The sequence below is a fragment of the Paludicola sp. MB14-C6 genome, assembly GCF_030908625.1.
Classification (GTDB): Bacteria; Bacillota; Clostridia; order Oscillospirales; family Ruminococcaceae; genus Paludihabitans.
Genome location: NZ_CP133133.1, coordinates 1,690,743 through 1,708,617 on the forward strand (window position 1 = coordinate 1,690,743; position 17,875 = coordinate 1,708,617).

The window sequence follows — 17,875 nt, forward strand, 5'->3', positions numbered from 1 at the left end:
ATTTTTGCCTTATGAAAAGGATTACATTTGTAGCCTGAAAAATAATGTAACCTTAAAATGTAACGGATTACATTGCAACTAGATAATACAATATTCTTTTTGAAAAAGCAATACCCAAATGCAAAATAATTTAAAAAAGACATAAAATTTCCGCAATGAAATTTGGTTACATTGCGGAAATTGATATTTAGTAATTTTTGAATTGATTTGTTTGTTTTCTATATCGGTTATTGAGGTCATTTCTAAAAATACGAGTATCGTATTCGTCCTCTTTGTTTTCTTGTTTTGGATTTGGAATGTACTTCAATGGGTCATTTAAGAAATCCTGCATTTTTTCAAAGTATCGACCAACATGAACACCGTCGATTAACGCATGATGCCCTTGCACAGAGAGCGGAAGAAGCAGTTTGTCACCTTCTTTAAAATATTTACCCCATGTGATGCGAGGCACACTGTCAACAGGATTCATTTCAATCGGATGCGTTACACTTGTGAAAGATATCCAAGGTAAAGAGGTAATATAAAGGGTATCATCTGTACCCGGCTCATCTTCAATTTTCACTTCGTCTTTGTGCAACTCAATATTGGCAATTGTAAATTCGACAAAGCGATAAAATTCGTCAATGAATTCTGCGTTATAAAAGCTGAATACATCTTTTGAAGTCATAATTGTAAAAGATGGATTTACAATATCATGCTCTATTATTTTATCATCACGAATGCGATAACGAAATTCCGGAATATCATTTGCAATTTTCGTTGCAACATAAACAAAGGATAAGAAAAAAGGCTTGTTGCGTTGTTTTATAAAATGATAGAATTTTGTAATATCTACATTTGCACAAACATTGAAATGCGGATAGCTTAGGTCTTTAAAATACTCGAAATGTGCTTTTCGAGGAAATGTATTCAAATCAATTTCTTTCAAAAAAATCCCTCCTAGTTTATATGGCTTTATTTACTGTCATTGTAGCACTTTGATTTTGAAAATTCAATTATTTTTATACTATGACTTGTAAATTATGATATTACTGCTATAATCAAAAGTATAGTAAATATTTATCTGATTATACATAAAAAAGAAACGAAAGAAGAGCTACAATGATAAACCGAAAACTATGGATAAGCGTTGGAATAATACTTGTTATTGCAATTATTGTGATTGGTATTATTATGGCTTGTTTTACAACTCGTTCATTTGAGCAGGTATATCAAGATTGTAATCTTATTTAGTATGTAAATCTAGTTGATTCAAACAAAGGCGGAAAAGAATTTGCGGTCACTAGCAAAGAAAAAATCAATCAGCTTTTATCGATATTGAAACAAACAAAGTACAAACGAGTTTGGTTCTATGGGAATAAAAAAGGATGGTCTTATAAAATATCTTTATGTGAAGGTAATACCAATCAAACTATTTCAAGATATGAAATAGTCGCTATAAGCAGTAACCATTTAAAAGTGAACGGAAAAGTATATGCGGTTGCTTCACCTGTTTATCGTCAATTGAATAATATCATAAATGAAATGATATCAATATCTTAATCAAAAAAATGATATAATAATATTTGACATTTTTGTGGGAATGAAATATAATAAAGAATATATATCAAAAGCGTTGAAAAGAATGTTTCTATTATCGTTATTTCAAGAGAGAGAACGGACGGTGTAAGTTCTCAATAACCGATAGAAATTGCTATCTTGGAGCTTTCAGCGAAAGCTGTAACGTAAATCCTGCGTTAAAGGAATCAAAGTGGTCTTTGTTTCAATACAAAGACAATTTGGGTGGTACCACGGAAAGCTATGCCTTCGTCCCATTTGTTGGACGGAGGCTTTTTATATGCATTTTTCCAATAAGGGCATAACTGTATTTTGAGTAAATTTTTAAACAAGAAAAGGATGGATTTGTAATGAAATGGACGGGATTGAATGAATTAAGAGAGAAATATCTTTCTTTTTTTGAAAGCAAAGGGCATCTTCGTTTGCCTAGTTACTCATTAGTGCCACATAACGATAAGAGCTTATTTTTAATTAACTCCGGTATGGCACCAATGAAGAAATACTTTTTAGCACAAGAAACTCCACCTTGCAAAAGGGTTACTACTTGCCAAAAATGTATTCGTACACCCGATATCGAAAACGTAGGTAAAACGGCTCGTCACGGAACTTACTTTGAAATGCTTGGAAACTTCTCTTTCCAAGATTATTTCAAACATGAAGCAACAAAATGGGCTTGGGAATTCTGCACAGAAGTATTAGATTTACCGATAGATCGTTTATGGGTATCTATCTATTTAGATGATGATGAAGCATTTGACATTTGGACAAAAGAAGTAGGCGTAGATCCTACTCATATTGTTCGTTTAGGTAAAGAAGATAACTTCTGGGAGCATGGTAGTGGCCCTTGCGGTCCTTGTTCTGAAATCTATTTTGACCGTGGCATTGAAAAAGGCTGTGGCTCTCCTGATTGTGCAGTAGGTTGCGAATGTGACCGTTTTGTTGAATTTTGGAATTTAGTATTCAGTCAATTTGACAGTGATGGAAACGGAACATACACTCCGTTAGAAAATCCGAATATTGATACAGGTATGGGACTAGAGCGTCTTGCTTGTATTATGCAAGAAGTAGATAACTTATTTGAAGTAGATACCATGCAAAACATCATGAAACATATTAGCGATATTGCAGGTATCACTTATAAAGATGATGTGAAAGCTGATGTTTCCCTTCGTGTAATCACAGACCATATCAGAAGCACAACATTCATGATTGGTGATGGCGTTATTCCTTCTAATGAGGGCAGAGGCTATGTGCTTCGCCGTTTATTGCGTCGTGCTGCTCGCCATGGCCGTTTATTGGGCATTACTCGTCCATTCCTAAGTGAAGTTGTAGATACTGTTATCAATGAAAATAAATCTGCTTATCCTGAGTTAATGGAAAAAGCACAATATATTAAAAAGATGGTAAAAAACGAAGAAGACAGCTTCGCAAAAACCATTGAAAAAGGCTTGGATTTATTAACAACAATTATTGATAATGCAAAAGATAAAATTTTATCTGGTGAAGATGCTTTCCGTTTATATGATACTTATGGCTTCCCAATTGATTTAACAAGAGAAATTATTGCTGAAAAAGGTATGGAAGTAGACGAAAAAGAGTTTACTCGTTTGATGAACGAACAAAGAGAGCGTGCAAGAGCAGCTCGTGCTACAGGTGATGCATTCGGTGGATCATGTAATGTCATTGACATAGAAGGCGTTACAACGGAATTTGTTGGCTATGAAACGCTTCAAGCAGATGCAAAAGTATTGGCATTAGCTTGTGAGGGCGAGTGTGTGGAATCTGTTATTGCTTCTCAAAGAGTAATCATTGCAACAGACGTTACTCCTTTCTATGCAGAAAGTGGCGGACAAATTGCAGATAAAGGTCAAATTGTTTCAGATAATTGTATTGTAAACGTGTTTGATGTAAAAAAAGCAGGAACTTTAATTTTACATTCTTGTGAAGTAGTAAGTGGCCAGTTAAATATTGGTGATCAAGTTTCTATGAGAGTAGATAAAAAGTTTAGAAATGCAATTACACGCAATCATACTTGTGCTCACTTATTACAAGCGGCTTTAATTAACAACCTAGGTGATCATGTTCATCAAGCAGGTCAATTGGTAACTGCAGATCGTTTACGTTTTGATTTTAGCCATTTTGAAGCATTAACAAGAGAGCAAATTGAGACGATTGAACGTGAAGTAAATAAGGTTATCCTAGCTGGTATTGATGTAAATCGATATGAAACAGATATTCAATCTGCAAAAGCAAAAGGCGCAATGGCTCTATTCGGAGAAAAATACGGAAATATCGTAAGAGTTTGTGAAGTAGGTAACTATTCATTGGAGCTTTGCGGTGGTACTCACGTAGATAACTCTGCAAAAATCGGTTTGTTTAAAATCATTAGTGAAAGCTCTGTTGCAGCAGGTGTAAGACGTATTGAAGCAGTAACAGGATACGAAGTATTGGTATTACTAGATAATAACGTTAAAATGATTAACGATGCTGCAAAAGAATTAAAATTAACAAATTCGGCTGAATTGGTCTCACGTTGTTCACAAGTTATGCAAGAGCTAAAGGATAAGGCAACTGAAGTGGATAGATTAACACAAAAGATGGCCGACAGCCGAGTAGATGGCTTATTTGAAAACGTGCAAAGTGCGGGCGAAGTGAACTACATTACAGCTTTGTTAAGTGGTACTAAACCAGATACTCTTCGTGTATTGGGTGATAAGATTAAAGAAAAAGCACCAAACACCGTTGCACTATTGGTATCTATGGTTGACAATAAAGGTACGATGCTTTGTGTATGCGGACCTGAGGCTGTAAATCGTGGCGCTCATGCTGGAAAAATAGTTGGAAAAGCAGCAGCTATAACAGGTGGTAAAGGCGGCGGACGTGCAGATAACGCTATGGCTGGTGTCAATGATAATACTAAAATTGATGAAGCTTTCGTTGCATTAGAGTCTATTATTAAAGAAGTAATTGGATAAATATATAACAATGCAAAAACTGCTGGAACAAGTGTTGTTCTCAGCAGTTTTTGCATAATGAAAATTGATGATAAGGAAAGAAGTTAGCATATTAAATTTAGGCATACATTTAGTGTTTTAGGTTTTTATTAAAGAAGGAAACAAAGCTCGTTTCAACAAAATCACTTGGAATAAAATGGCCACAATCTTTAATTGTAATAAGTTCATGGGCGATATTTTTCTCTTTCATGATTTTAGATAAGTAGATACAGCCATTTGGTATCCAAGGGTAAGAATCACATGTGCCAACTTGTATATTAATTGCTTTTAGTTTATCTTTTTTCTGTAAGTAGTTATCTAGTTTTTGGTTGAAGTCACCAAAACCGCTTTCCCATTTGGTGATAATTTCATTGTCATCTTTTGAACCATCAAAGGTTGGGATTTTCGTCATAATGTCTGGGACGTTCGGCATTGGGCAAAATGCTTGACCGTATCCTGTTTTGAAATTCTCATCGGATTTCCATGTTTTGAGAGCATCTTTTAAACCATTTTCATCAAAAACGCCAGGGCTTAGTGCATATACAGAGGAGAATGCCTCAGGATGTTTGAGTGCGAGATTTAAGCAAGCATATCCCCCCATAGAAAATCCACTAACCCCTCGGCTATCTTTTGAAGCAATCGTGCGATAGTTAGAATCTACGTATGGGATAACTTCTTTAATTACGAAATCCTCCCAGTTTCCGATAATAGGAGAATTTACATAAAAGGATCCACCATGTTTGTTTTCACCAGAAACTTCTATTATGATAAATTCATTTGCTATGTCTTGATTCCTGTTTTTGAGCTCTAATACTTTGTTGCCAATGACTCCTGGACCTTCTTGAAAGCCATGAAAGAAATAAACAGTGGGATATTTTTTGTCTTTATTATCAAAGTATGATGGAGGAAGACTAACAACTATTTCTTTTTTGCATGGTTCGTTGATTAAGTTTTGTGCAATTGATTTCGATTCTATTGAAACCATAGACACATATTTTTTTTCTTGTTGAGAAGAGGTGGTTTGTGAGGAATGAGTAGCTAATAAATCATTGCTTTGTTTCTCAGGTGTACAACCTGTTACTGTAATAAAAAATAAAATAAATGCAATAATTGGAGTAACTATTTTTTTCATAAGCAATTATCTCCTTAAATCTTATTAGGAAAAAAGTCTTTACCAAATGATGAAAATATTATATAATGAAAAAAACAAGTAAAATGAACAATTCTTGCTATTCTTATCGCGGAGGCTGACATATGGAAAATGAAGGCTATTTGGTAGTGAATCGCGTTGTAAATTATATTGAGCAAAATATAAAATCTCAAATTTCCTTAGATGATATTGTGGAGTATGCTTATGTATCGAAGTATCATTTGCATAGATTATTTAAAGCATTAACCGGTCATTCTTTAATGACGTATGTGCGAGGGCGAAAAGTATCATCAAGTTTAAAAGAATTGTTTTATACGGATTATTCTATTATAGATATTGCTTATGAATATGGATTTGAATATGAGCAATCTTATATACGTGCATTCAATGCACAATATAAAATGACTCCATATTATGTAAGAAAACATAAACCAACTTTAGAATATGTTGAGCAAATTGATGTTTCGTTGCTAAAATGTGTGGCAAAAGGATTACTTTTAAGTCCTAACTTTGTTTTAAAGCCTAAGTTTTATTTAGTAGGAATAAACCAAGATATTGTTCATGCTGAAAATTATGTACTGTTTACCGCAAATAAAAGTATGTTGAATTTTTATCAGAAAGATGTAATGAGTATAGAAAATGCACTAAGTTATGATGTGATTTATGGCTTAGTTACTTATTCTGAAAATCCCAGTTTACATAATTTCTATATGCCAAGTGTTGAAGTTATAAAGCCAACGATTATACGTGAGCCTTTTTCGTGCAAAACAATTCCCACTAGCAAATATGCAGTATTTAAATATATTGGTTTTCATCCTTCAAAGGATATTACAATTTTAGAATTGGATGCAATTTATAACGTTTTAGATGAATGGATATTTAACAGCGAAGTTTATGAATCGTACTCCAATTATCATTTTGAGCGAATTGATAATACAATTTGCTCAGATAATTATTGCGAGTTAGACATATACTTACCTATTAAAAATAAGATTGATGAAAGAAAAGAGGAATAATTATGGACTGTATTTTTTGTAAAATAGCAAATGGAGAAATCCCTAGCAATAAAGTATACGAGGATGAAACAGTATTGGCGTTTCACGATATTACTCCACAAGCACCTGTTCATGTGTTGGTCATTCCAAAACAGCATATCAGTAGTATGGCAGATATTACTGCTGAAAACAGTGCTGTTGTGGCGCATATCAGTGAAGTAATTGCAAGTTTGGCAAAAGAGTTAGGCTTGGAAAATGGATTTCGTGTGATTACGAATTCCGGAGAAGACGGAGCGCAATCAGTTAAGCATTTGCATTTTCATGTATTAGGCGGAAAGAAACTAACTGAAAAAATGGCATAATAAAACCCTTTTGAAACAGATTCTAATATAGCATCGTTGTAAAGGTGGTAATTTTATGACGCGACCAATGATTACAGTAGGAATAGCATTTCTTGCTGCAACATTTGTTGCGTCATTTTTTGTTGGGGTTTGGGTTGCTGCTGGCTATGCTGTAATCCTACTGCTTTTAGTTGTGTTGTTATTGCAAAAGAAAAAGAACTTTCGAGTGGCTTCTGTGGCTATTGTGATTGCTATGTTATTGGGTGTGACTGGGTACTGGGCAAAGTACAGATTTGAATATTTACCAATACTAAAGTTGGATAATCAAACTGTAACAGTAACCGGAGTTATAACCAATCAATATCAGAATGAAAAGGGTACAGCAGTTTATGAGATGAGGGTAAAAGATGTAGAGGGGCATAAAATCCCTTCTTTTCATAGTAACATTTACTCAATCACACCATTTCAAGCAGAAAATTACGATACCGTCCAAATGCAAGTTGAGTTTCATAAAATCACAAGTACAACCTCGTTTGATGCAAAAGCTGTCAATCAAACAAAAGAACTGTATGTAATCGGCTATGCCAAAGGGGAACCGTTTCAAATTACATCACCCAAAGTAAGACCGCCATCTTTTTATTTGCAAAAGTTAAATGGCAATTTGTGTGATAGAGTGGATAAGTATTTACAACCGCCAACTTCGGGAATGGTAAAAGCAATGTTACTTGGTCAACAAAACGACATTGAGCCCTTACTACAGCGTTCATTATCAAGAGCGGGAATTATCCATATCATTTCAATTTCAGGAATGCATATTACATTTTTAGCCGGTTTCTTGTTTGTATTGTTAAAATTATTTCGTATACCTAACTGGTTAAACAGCCTGATTGGTATTGTTGTGATATGGTTGTTTGTTGCGTTGGTTAATTTTCAGATTGCCACAGTACGCTCTGCAATCATGGTAACCGTTTTATTAGCAGGTAATCTCTTTGGACGGCCGGTTGACTTGGTGAATTCTCTTTTCCTTTCGGGGACAATGATTGTAATAGTAAATCCATTTTCTATTCAGAATATCAGTTTTCAGCTCACCTTTTTAGCTACATTAGGTGTGCTTTTGTGCGTAAAGCCAATAAAGAACTGGGTCCAAAGCAAATGGAGAATTCAGAATACAATTTTATTAAGCTTGATTGAGAGTATTGCTTGCACAATTGGCGCTACATTATTCATATTACCTGTTTTAGCGTTTACATTTGGCGGGATAAGTTTGGTATCTCCAATTGCAAATATAATAGCTGTACCGCTTACGCCATTGATTATGTTGGGAAGTATTGCGTTACTGATATCAAGCTGTATACCGTTTTTAGCTCCTGTTACATATTTTATTGGCAATGTTATTGCATTTCTCAATAGAGTTTTGATACAATCAGCAGATATTTTGCAAAAGCCTTCTTATGCATATGTAGGCATGAACTATCGTTTGGTTAAACTATGGCTGATTATTTCGGCAATTGGAATTGCAGTTTTTCTGCTGTTTTGTTGGGTTACCAATAGAAAAGATTTCAAAATAGCAATATATCGTTTCATTGGCTGTTCTTTATGTTGCTTTATTGGTATTTTATTGAATTGTAGCATGCAAGAAAGTCAAGACTTAAAAGTAACCACGATTGGATCGTATGAAACGCAGGCTATAGTAGTAACTTATCAAAAGAAAGCGACTGTAATAACGTATGTAACTGATGGTTATATTCATAAGTCAGTTGTGAATTATTTGGACAGTAAGAATGTAAATCAGGTAGAAAGCTTAATTCTTTTACAAGACAATACAAAGAAAATAGAGGATATTGCATATCTTATGAAAACGAAAAAGGTATCAACCGTCATGATAAACGAACAGAATCAGTTGATAGATTATTTTCAATTAAATAATCCTCAAAAGAGTAACTTACTCTTACTAAATCGAAATTATCGAGTAAAAGCCAATGAGTTAATGTGGTTTGATGTTGTTTCTCAAGATAAGGAACAGTCCGTTTTATTGAATATGGGTAAGCGGAGAATAGGTATTACCAATAGCGGAAAATTTGCACAAAATAATCCAGCTGAAATCCTTTATTTTTCACAAAAAAATATTACAAGAATTGAGCAATTTTCTTCAAAATATGTTATACTCATAGATAGATGCAAAAAATCAGCCAAAGTATCCAAGAAGCAATGTTTTGATGCATATGAAAATAGCTTGGAACTTACGGTAAATAAAAATGGAACCTATAAAATAAGGAAGTGAACTTGTGCCAAAATTAAATGAAACTGAATTAAAACAAAGAATAGCTCAAGGGCAGCTTGCGAACATCTTTTTTTTATATGGACAAGAAGATTTTTTTGTATCAAAATATGCAAAAGAAATTATCGATAAAGTAGTTGCAAAACAGTTTGAAAGTTTTAATTTGAACTGGTTTCATGGGGACAAGCTTTCTTTGGATGAGTTAGAAGACGCAATAGAATCGCTTCCGATGATGGCAGATAGAAAATGCGTAGTTGTACAGAATTTAGATATTGATGGATTGTCTAAATCTGATTATGAGAAGCTAAATGAATTATTAAAGTCGCCAAATGAGATGACAGTTGTTGTGTTCTTTGCAAATAAAATTCAATATGATGTGAAAAAGTCATCTCGTGTAAAGACCTTTTTGAATTTTGTTCAAAAAGATGGAATTGTTTGCGAGTTTACAATAAAAGATAAATCAACTTTAAAAAGAGAATTATGTAGTAGAGCCAAAAAGGAATCGGTTGAATTGGATATGCCAATTGCTGAGTATTTCATTGATCGTTGCTCTATGAATTATGGAATTCTAATTAAAGAATTAGATAAGTTAATACATTATGTTAAAGGCATGAATCAAGGCTTTGAAATTACGAAAAAAGCTATTGATTTATGCTGTATTCCAACAATTGAATCCAATGCATTTAAACTCTCTAATGCCATCGTGCAAAAAAATTACGAAAAGGCATTTTTACTATTGGATGAATTGTTCTATCAGCGACAAGAGCCGTTAGCCATTTTAGGCGCATTGGATATGTGCTTTTATGATCTATATCGTGCTAAGGTAGCAATTGAATCTGGAAAGACAGCAGAAGAAGTTCAATCAGATTTCGGATATTCTCCAACTCGAAGCTTTGCAATCAGAAATGCTTTTCGAGATGCACGGGCGAGCTCAACTGTACAAATACGCCGCTATATCAATATTTTAGCGGAAACCGATTATAAATTGAAATCATCCAAAGCGGATCAGCAATTACTTTTAGAACAGATGATTGCAAAAATGATATAAGCGGTAATATTATTGTAAGAAATATTGCAGTTTTATGCTCTTAATATATTATGGGGGAAAGAGCTAAGGATGGAAAAATTATTGATAAAACAAGCTATCATAGTAGAAGGCAAATATGATAGAATGAGGCTGAAAGAATTAGTAGACGCAACAATTATAACTTCAGATGGATTTCGGATTTTTAAAGATAAAGAAAAGTGTGCAATGATTCGAGCAATTGCAAAGAAAGACGGTATTATTATCTTAACGGATTCTGATGTAGCGGGATTTCGCTTGCGTTCTTTTTTGCGTTCGGTTGTTCAAGATGGAAAAATATTGAATATCTATATTCCGCAAGTTGAGGGAAAAGAGAAACGCAAAGAAATTGCTTCAAAAGAAGGTCTCCTTGGAGTAGAGGGGATCGGCGTTAATACTTTGCGTAAATTATTTCAAGATGCTGGGATTATGGATCAACAAAATGAGGCTGTCAAACAGACCATTACCAAGAAGCATTTTTACGAGGACGGTTTAATCGGTCAACAAGATTCGAAGCAAAAAAGGTTGGCTTTATTAGAATACTTGAATTTACCGAATTACTTAACTACCAATAGCATATTAGAAATTATCAATCGTCTCATGACGAAAGAAGAATATGATAATTATATCCAAAAGGGAAATAGCAAATAAGATGTTACAAACTGTATATAGAAAAAGGAGGACAATCCATTGGTTTTTTCAAGTATGACATTTTTATTTGGCTTCTTGCCAATTGTGCTGTTATTTTATTATGCAGCACCTCTCAAGATAAAAAACCTGATTCTTATGGTTTCGGGAATTTTCTTTTATGCTTGGGGTGAACCAGTTTATGTTGTACTGATGTTGTTTACAACGGTGGTTGATTATACTGCCGGCAGACTTATGGATAAAATGGACAGTAATAAAAAGGCAAGGTTGCTTTGCCTACTCGGTTCATTAATTATTAACTTAGGATTGCTTTGTGTATTTAAATATAGTTCATTTATCATCACTAATATCAATAATGTGTTTGGAACAACCATTATTGATCCGAAATTACCACTTCCAATTGGTATCTCATTTTACACATTTCAAAGTTTATCTTACACAATTGACTTATATATGCGTAAAATCAAAGTGCAAAAAAATCTTGTTAACTATATCGCATATGTTGCTTTGTTTCCACAAATTGTTGCGGGACCAATTGTACGATATGCAGATGTTGCAAATGAGTTAGAGAGTCGACAAATTGGATATTCCAAAGTTGCTGATGGTATCGGTATTTTTATTCGTGGTTTGGCAAAAAAACTGTTGCTTGCCAATAATATCGGTATGGTATGGACTACAGTCAGTGCAACGCCTTTTGAACAATTACCGACGATGACTGCTTGGATTGGTATTTTGGCGTTTACTTTTCAAATTTATTATGACTTTTCAGGCTATTCTGATATGGCAATTGGTATGGGCAAGATGCTCGGATTTAATTTCCCAATCAACTTTGACCATCCTTATATGGCAAAGAGCATCAGTGAGTTCTGGCGTAGATGGCATATTACCTTAGGTTCATGGTTTAAGTCATATGTTTATTTTCCTATGGGCGGAAACCGAGGTGGTACTTGGAAAACGCTCCGAAACCTATTAGTGGTTTGGTTTTTAACGGGACTTTGGCACGGTGCAAGCTGGAACTTTGTTTTGTGGGGCTTGTATTTTGGCGCTTTAATTATCTTAGAAAAATTCTTTTTAGGTAAATGGCTGAAAAAGTTGCCAAATATTTTACAATGGATGTATGCGTTTTTACTTGTTGTATTTGGTTGGGTTTTCTTCGAGCTGACTTCAATAAGCCAAATCGGTGCCTACTTTAAGGCAATGTTCGGGTTGAATGGAGCAGGTTTCGGCAATCAGCAAACAATATATTTGCTACTTACCAATGCAATAGTTTTTCTAGTATGTATCGTTGGTTCTACAACGTTTTTAAGAAAAACAGCAAAACCTGTTGCAGGAAAAGTACCGAAAATATACGGCTATCTTAAAGTTATAATTGAGATTGTAGTATTTTTAGTTTGTATTTGTTATTTGGTAAATGCAAGCTATAATCCATTCTTATATTTTAGATTCTAAAAGGAGGGATTACGTTGAGTCATAAGAAAGTAGCTGTCGTGGCATTTTTTATCATATTAATTATGATTCCAATGGTAACCTTCTTGTTGCCAAAGAAATCGTTCTCTGAAACCGAAAATAGAAAATTAGCGGATGCACCACAGTTTTCCGTAAGAAATTTTTTAGATAAAAGTTTTATGAATGAAGCCGAATCATTCATGTCTGATCATTTAGTATTTCGTAATCAATTTAGTTCTTATAAAACAAAAATGGAGCTTCTACAAGGAAGAAAAGAAGTAAATGGCGTATTTATCAGTAATAAAATGCTGCTTGAAAAAGTAGATGAAGTAAAGCCAACCATTACAAACGGTAATATTGATGCTATCAACAAATTTGCTGCAAAACATAAAGGAAAAATCAATACAAGTATCATGCTTGTACCAACGGCGGCAGAATTTTATCCGAATAATATATCAAGAAATGCCAGCGTGTTGGATCAGACCAAATATATTCAAAATTTTTATACAAAGTTAAAAAATATCAATTGTATTGATGCATATGCCCCACTTTCAGCGGCAGCAGAAAATTATATTTTTTATAAGACCGATCACCACTGGACAACATTTGGTGCTTATGTTGGGTATTCGGCTATGTCAAAAGCACTAAGTTTTAAACCTGCTACGGTCGATATGTTTAATATAGAATATGTTCCCGATGACTTTTTAGGTACGTTATACTCAAAAGTATTATATGGGGAAAAATTAGCTGATCGCATGGAATTATATCACTACGTAAAAGGTGAAGTAGTAACAGATGTTGTTAAATATACAAATCACAATAAACAAACATACCCTTCTATTCTGTTCCGTAATAACTTAGAAAAAAAAGACAAGTACAGTGTGTTTTTAGGTAGTAATGAACCGATTGTAAAAATTAAAAGTAAAGTACAAAATGGGCAAAAGCTTATTATGTTTAAAGACTCGTATTCTCATGCTCTTATGCAGTTTTTGCCTCTTCATTATGAAGAAATTGTTTTAGTGGATACTCGTTATCTCAATAAACCGCTTGAGGAATATGTTAATATTAATGATTATCAACAAGCAGTCTTTTTATATAATATTTCCGGATTCGTAAAAGACTCAAGTGTAAAGAAAGTCGCAAATTATTAATATATATTAAGAAATGACGTAAGGGATGGTTATGCAATGAAAAAGAAAATTTTATCTATGGCAATCGTTTTAAGCTTAATGGTAACAATTTTTACGGGGTGCAATGGCAATAATGCAAATAAAGCGGCAAATGCATCAGAAGGTACGGCGAATTCGTCAAACACAAATTCGGAAGGAATAAAAGATGGTCCAACCAATCCGTTTACCGGAGAGATTGTCCAAGATAAAGAAGCTAGTTTAAATCGTCCAATAGCTGTTATGGTTAACAACATAAAAGTATCTTTACCCCAAAAGGGAATTGCAGATGCCGACATTATCTATGAAATGCCTGTAGAGGGTGCTATTACACGTTTGATGGCTGTTTTTTCTGATTATAATAAACTGAAAGATATTGGTTCTATTCGTTCTGCAAGACATGACTATGTAGAGTTAATTGCGCCGTACCAGCCAATTTATGTTCATTTTGGTGGAAGTGTTGCAGGGAAAGAAGCAATTAAAAATAATAACGTAGAAGATATAGATGGCCTTTATATGTCCGGAACTGCTTTTTATCAAGACAAGGAACGTTTGAAAACAAAAGCAAGAGAACATACTTGGTTTACAAATACGCAAAAATTGCAAAAGGGTATCGCTCAAAAAGGCTATCAAACAAAACTAAAGCAACCAATTCAACCATTATTCCAATTTGCAAAACCAAAAGCAAACGTAATGCAAGAAAATGCTGAAGCTGTTGATACAAATAAGGTGACTTTTCCTTTTTCAACAACGCAAAACTCTTCATTTACTTATAATACTGAAACAAAGCAATATGAAAAAGGTCAGTTTGGCGAACCACATATGGATGTTGGTGCAAATAAAGTTGCATCTGTAACAAATGTGTTGATGATGTATACAGATGTTGGGTTTGTGCCCGGTACAATCAATAAAGAAATTAACCTTGCTAAAGGAGCTGGATATTATATATCTAACGGAAAACGTATTGAAGTTACTTTTTCTAAAAAAGGTATTAATGATAATCTAAAAGTATTCGATAAGAGTGGAAAGGAATTAGTGATAAATGCGGGCAAAATATGGGTTTGCGTAATTCCGCAAGAATTGAAACAAGGTATTTCATTCCAATAAGAAAAGAGGACGAAGAATATGGGAAAGTTATCAGAGTTGAAATCAACCTTTGTAAGAACAACTAGAGGAAGAGCGCCGAGCATTAAAATGTACTCATTAGGAGAAGAACTTTTAAATGCAATTACCCATGGACTTGGAGCATTGTTTGGCGTTGCAGGAGCAGCTTATCTCATTGTATTCACTAGCTTATTTTGCGATGCTTGGTCTATAGTAAGTGCGTCAATTTATGGCGGTTCGCTTATCATTCTTTATACAATGTCAACGCTCTATCATGCATTGACTAACGAAACTGCAAAAAAGGTGTTTCGTGTATTTGATCATTCAACCATTTTTTTATTGATAGCAGGTACCTATACACCGTATACTTTAGTAACCATACGTGAAGAAGGAATATGGGGATGGCTTGTATTTGGAGTTGTATGGGGAAGTGCGGTTGTTGGTATAACATTCAACGCAATCAGCGTTGAAAAGTTTAAAAAGCTATCTATGATATTATACATCGCTTCCGGATGGGCGGCAGTATTAGCAATGATGCCGATTATTCGAAATTTAGCACCAAACGGTTTATGGCTGATGCTTCTTGGCGGTATATTCTATACTGGTGGTATTGTATTTTATAAAATGAAGCATAAAAAATATTTTCATGGCATTTGGCATTTGTTTGTATTAGCGGGTAGTGTTTCACATTTCTTCTCCATTTTATTTTATGTTTACCAATAGAGTGAAAAAGAGAAGCGTTAAGAAATCTGATGGGATATAATGGAGTGGGAATAGCAAATGATATATGTTTCTTGTGAAAATTTAAAACCAGGTATGATTTTAGCAAAAGATATTTGGTGCAGATCATCTTTTTTACCATTACTTTGTGCTGGCAATAAATTGAGTGACAGAATTATTCAAAATTTTAATGAAAAAGAAATTAGGGGAGCTTACATTGAGTGCCCTGGTAGTGAAGGTATTGAAATTGAAGAAATCATACCAATGGAAGTTAAAGTTCGTGTAAGCGCAGAAATTGAGCAGATTTTTAAGTGTATGCAAAATGAAAAAGGTAGTATTTTCACTTGCATGGATACGTTAAATCGTGTTGCAGATTACTTAGTTGATATAATTACAGAGAACGATGATTGCATGCTTAATATTATTGATTTGAAAAATTATAATGAATACGCTTATGTACATAGCATGCAAGTGGGAATTTTATCCACTTTGATAGGTAGAAAAATGGCATATTCCTCAAGTAAATTGAAAGATTTGGCGATATCGGGTATTTTGCATGATATCGGGAAAACTTTTGTTCCTACAGCTATTTTGGATAAAGAAGGTCCGCTTACTTCAGATGAATATTCTATTATGCAAAAGCATCCAAAGTTTGGTATTGATAAGCTTATGTCATGTGGGAGTATAAGTGGAGATGTTTTAGAGGGTATTATAAATCATCATGAAAAAGTAGATGGAACAGGTTATCCATATCATTTGGTTGAAGATGAAATATCCGAATTCGGAAAGATAATTGCAATTGCTGATGTTTATGATGCATTAACCTCGACTAGAACATATCGAGATGCATGGGAGCCACATGCTGCAATCAACTATATGATGAGTTGTACGGATAGCCATTTTAATGTAGATTTACTAAGCAAATTTTTAACAGTTGTTGCTGCATATCCTGTTGGTGTACTTGTAAAGCTTAATAATGGCTTAGTTGGCGTAGTAACGAATACAGTCGAAGGCTTGCCTTTAAATCCAATTGTAAAGGTATTATCTCCTGGAAAAGAACGGGGAACCATACTTGACTTAGCCAGAGATCCGAAGTGTTTTACAATTCAAGTTGTAGATACAATTAAAAATCCTGTAGAATTTTTAGAGTCATTAAATCAGACTATGGTGTGTTAATATATTACATAGAAAAAAGCAAGAAATGATTAAACTTCATTTCTTGCTTTTTTCTTAGCTAATTTTTAATTGCTAATGCAATTAAAAATTAGTAGTTGTTTATTGAATGTATCCTGAAATACCTAAAAGAAAGCTTAAAATTAGGATTATGAAAGATGTTGCAATAAAAAATAGCAGAGAGTTTTTTATTGTACGAATATGTTTTGCTTGTTGAACTAACATCAACTTTTCAAGTTGTTCCAATGAATAATGGTTTTCTTGCGAAATGCAAAAAGTATCAGTATATTCGGGTGTTGGTTGATAACCAAAATGGGTGTTTTCATTGCTATCTAGTTTTGCTGGAATCGTATTATTTTCGTTCTGGCTACAGATGGTTGTATGAATGATATCTAGTTCTTCCATTTGCTCAATATACTCTTGTTCAAAAGTTTTCATAGTTATCCCTCCATTATAGTTATATCTTAATTATAGTGAAGTAAAATTGGAAATACAAGCCTATTATTTAATATTATAATCCGATCTTCGACAAGTTAAAAAATAAAGTAGAATAAAAATCAAATATGTTGTAATTAAATGCCGAAAGCCATGATTGCCAAGTAAAATAATTATGAATAGAAAAGTTCCACTGACAGTAAGAATGAAAAACTTATCATATTGATATTTGGTATGGATGAGGCAATCCGCTTTGTCTGCAATCATTATACATAAAATAGCACATATAAGTGACCATATCAAAGAAGAATGAAAGCTGAATATTAACATCATAATTACAACATTAATGACTAAGCAAAAAAATCGTGATGCAGTATGATGCATAGCAACTCTCCTATTCTAATAATCTCATATACTATTATTATAGAAAAGTTATGAAAGATATGTTGGTTTTTACAAGGTTGCAAGAATACCAAGTAAATAAAATATAAGAGATATTATTCCTAAAAAAGCAAAGAAAACAGCACATTTTTTTATAATACGAATATGCTTTGCTTGCTGAACCATCATAAGCATATAAAGCTCCTCATTGGAACAATCGTGGTTAATAAGGTGTACAAATTCATTTGTGCGATCCGGATCTTTTGCAAATCCCAGAGGTAAATCCTTGCCTTTTTCATCTATTTCCCTTAGAACCTTTGTTTCTTGCGGGTTACAATGCCTTGTGCTTAGAATATTTAATTCGCTCATACCACTACGAAAATTACTATTAAAACAATTCATTCTGTCACTCCTAAAAATGTAAT

Annotated in this window: 16 protein-coding genes and 1 other annotated feature; of the genes, 12 read left to right on the plus strand and 4 right to left on the minus strand. The window is 33.6% G+C overall.

What is annotated here, in order from left to right; all coding sequences use genetic code 11:
- Window positions 1-187 precede the first annotated feature (187 nt).
- Window positions 188-928 (minus strand): chloramphenicol acetyltransferase, encoded by a 741-nt coding sequence (locus RBG61_RS08180; protein ID WP_307942500.1) that lies wholly within the window; start codon window positions 926-928, stop codon window positions 188-190.
- Window positions 929-1,101: 173 nt separating this feature from the next.
- Here RBG61_RS08180 and RBG61_RS08185 point away from each other — a divergent pair, with 173 nt between their 5' ends.
- Complete coding sequence (locus tag RBG61_RS08185; RefSeq protein ID WP_307942502.1) at window positions 1,102-1,233, plus strand: hypothetical protein; 132 nt, start codon at window positions 1,102-1,104, stop codon at window positions 1,231-1,233.
- 373 nt (window positions 1,234-1,606) lie between these two features.
- Window positions 1,607-1,817: a binding site (T-box leader), on the plus strand.
- Window positions 1,818-1,907: 90 nt separating this feature from the next.
- A complete protein-coding gene (gene alaS, locus RBG61_RS08190) occupies window positions 1,908-4,532 on the plus strand; it encodes an alanine--tRNA ligase (protein WP_307942504.1) in 2,625 nt (874 codons plus the stop codon).
- Window positions 4,533-4,641: 109 nt separating this feature from the next.
- On the opposite strand, the gene RBG61_RS08195 is transcribed toward alaS, so the two are convergent.
- Entirely contained in the window at window positions 4,642-5,682 is a 1,041-nt protein-coding gene (locus tag RBG61_RS08195) for an alpha/beta hydrolase (protein ID WP_307942506.1), read from the minus strand.
- Between the two features lie 122 nt (window positions 5,683-5,804).
- On the opposite strand from RBG61_RS08195, the gene RBG61_RS08200 reads away from it, so the two are divergent.
- The 10 genes from RBG61_RS08200 (at window position 5,805) to RBG61_RS08245 (ending at window position 16,637) form a co-directional block, all read left to right on the plus strand.
- Entirely contained in the window at window positions 5,805-6,716 is a 912-nt protein-coding gene (locus RBG61_RS08200; RefSeq protein WP_307942508.1) for an AraC family transcriptional regulator, read from the plus strand.
- Between the two features lie 2 nt (window positions 6,717-6,718).
- Window positions 6,719-7,057 carry a histidine triad nucleotide-binding protein gene (locus RBG61_RS08205; RefSeq protein WP_307942509.1) on the plus strand — a complete coding sequence of 113 codons (339 nt, stop codon included), beginning with the start codon at window positions 6,719-6,721 and terminating at the stop codon, window positions 7,055-7,057.
- A 55-nt stretch (window positions 7,058-7,112) separates the two neighbouring features.
- Complete coding sequence (locus tag RBG61_RS08210) at window positions 7,113-9,317, plus strand: ComEC/Rec2 family competence protein (protein WP_307942511.1); 2,205 nt, start codon at window positions 7,113-7,115, stop codon at window positions 9,315-9,317.
- Between the two features lie 4 nt (window positions 9,318-9,321).
- The gene (holA, locus tag RBG61_RS08215) at window positions 9,322-10,362 is read left to right on the plus strand and encodes a DNA polymerase III subunit delta (protein ID WP_307942513.1); all 1,041 of its coding nucleotides are present in this window, start codon (window positions 9,322-9,324) and stop codon (window positions 10,360-10,362) included.
- 69 nt (window positions 10,363-10,431) lie between these two features.
- On the plus strand, window positions 10,432-11,028 hold the full coding sequence (locus tag RBG61_RS08220; protein ID WP_307942514.1) for a toprim domain-containing protein: 597 nt from the start codon (window positions 10,432-10,434) through the stop codon (window positions 11,026-11,028).
- Window positions 11,029-11,067: 39 nt separating this feature from the next.
- A complete protein-coding gene (locus tag RBG61_RS08225) occupies window positions 11,068-12,474 on the plus strand; it encodes an MBOAT family O-acyltransferase (protein WP_307942516.1) in 1,407 nt (468 codons plus the stop codon).
- 14 nt (window positions 12,475-12,488) lie between these two features.
- Entirely contained in the window at window positions 12,489-13,622 is a 1,134-nt protein-coding gene (locus tag RBG61_RS08230; RefSeq protein WP_307942518.1) for a DHHW family protein, read from the plus strand.
- A gap of 36 nt (window positions 13,623-13,658) precedes the next feature.
- Window positions 13,659-14,744, plus strand: a complete 1,086-nt coding sequence (locus tag RBG61_RS08235) for a DUF3048 domain-containing protein (RefSeq protein WP_307942521.1) — start codon at window positions 13,659-13,661, stop codon at window positions 14,742-14,744.
- A gap of 18 nt (window positions 14,745-14,762) precedes the next feature.
- Window positions 14,763-15,464, plus strand: a complete 702-nt coding sequence (gene trhA, locus RBG61_RS08240) for a PAQR family membrane homeostasis protein TrhA (RefSeq protein ID WP_307942523.1) — start codon at window positions 14,763-14,765, stop codon at window positions 15,462-15,464.
- Between the two features lie 57 nt (window positions 15,465-15,521).
- A complete protein-coding gene (locus RBG61_RS08245; RefSeq protein WP_307942525.1) occupies window positions 15,522-16,637 on the plus strand; it encodes an HD-GYP domain-containing protein in 1,116 nt (371 codons plus the stop codon).
- Between the two features lie 99 nt (window positions 16,638-16,736).
- On the opposite strand, the gene RBG61_RS08250 is transcribed toward RBG61_RS08245, so the two are convergent.
- The gene (locus tag RBG61_RS08250; RefSeq protein WP_307942527.1) at window positions 16,737-17,072 is read right to left on the minus strand and encodes a hypothetical protein; all 336 of its coding nucleotides are present in this window, start codon (window positions 17,070-17,072) and stop codon (window positions 16,737-16,739) included.
- A gap of 450 nt (window positions 17,073-17,522) precedes the next feature.
- Complete coding sequence (locus tag RBG61_RS08255; protein ID WP_307942529.1) at window positions 17,523-17,852, minus strand: hypothetical protein; 330 nt, start codon at window positions 17,850-17,852, stop codon at window positions 17,523-17,525.
- Window positions 17,853-17,875 lie beyond the last annotated feature (23 nt).

Excerpts from the sequence above, each read along its gene's own strand:
- RBG61_RS08185 (WP_307942502.1), top strand. The coding sequence starts at position 1,102 with ATGATAAACCGAAAACTATGGATAAGCGTTGGAATAATACTTGTTATT.
- alaS (WP_307942504.1), top strand. The coding sequence starts at position 1,908 with ATGAAATGGACGGGATTGAATGAATTAAGAGAGAAATATCTTTCTTTT.
- RBG61_RS08195 (WP_307942506.1), bottom strand. The coding sequence starts at position 5,682 with ATGAAAAAAATAGTTACTCCAATTATTGCATTTATTTTATTTTTTATT.
- RBG61_RS08200 (WP_307942508.1), top strand. The coding sequence starts at position 5,805 with ATGGAAAATGAAGGCTATTTGGTAGTGAATCGCGTTGTAAATTATATT.
- RBG61_RS08205 (WP_307942509.1), top strand. The coding sequence starts at position 6,719 with ATGGACTGTATTTTTTGTAAAATAGCAAATGGAGAAATCCCTAGCAAT.
- RBG61_RS08210 (WP_307942511.1), top strand. The coding sequence starts at position 7,113 with ATGACGCGACCAATGATTACAGTAGGAATAGCATTTCTTGCTGCAACA.
- RBG61_RS08220 (WP_307942514.1), top strand. The coding sequence starts at position 10,432 with ATGGAAAAATTATTGATAAAACAAGCTATCATAGTAGAAGGCAAATAT.
- RBG61_RS08235 (WP_307942521.1), top strand. The coding sequence starts at position 13,659 with ATGAAAAAGAAAATTTTATCTATGGCAATCGTTTTAAGCTTAATGGTA.
- trhA (WP_307942523.1), top strand. The coding sequence starts at position 14,763 with ATGGGAAAGTTATCAGAGTTGAAATCAACCTTTGTAAGAACAACTAGA.
- RBG61_RS08245 (WP_307942525.1), top strand. The coding sequence starts at position 15,522 with ATGATATATGTTTCTTGTGAAAATTTAAAACCAGGTATGATTTTAGCA.
- RBG61_RS08250 (WP_307942527.1), bottom strand. The coding sequence starts at position 17,072 with ATGAAAACTTTTGAACAAGAGTATATTGAGCAAATGGAAGAACTAGAT.
- RBG61_RS08255 (WP_307942529.1), bottom strand. The coding sequence starts at position 17,852 with ATGAATTGTTTTAATAGTAATTTTCGTAGTGGTATGAGCGAATTAAAT.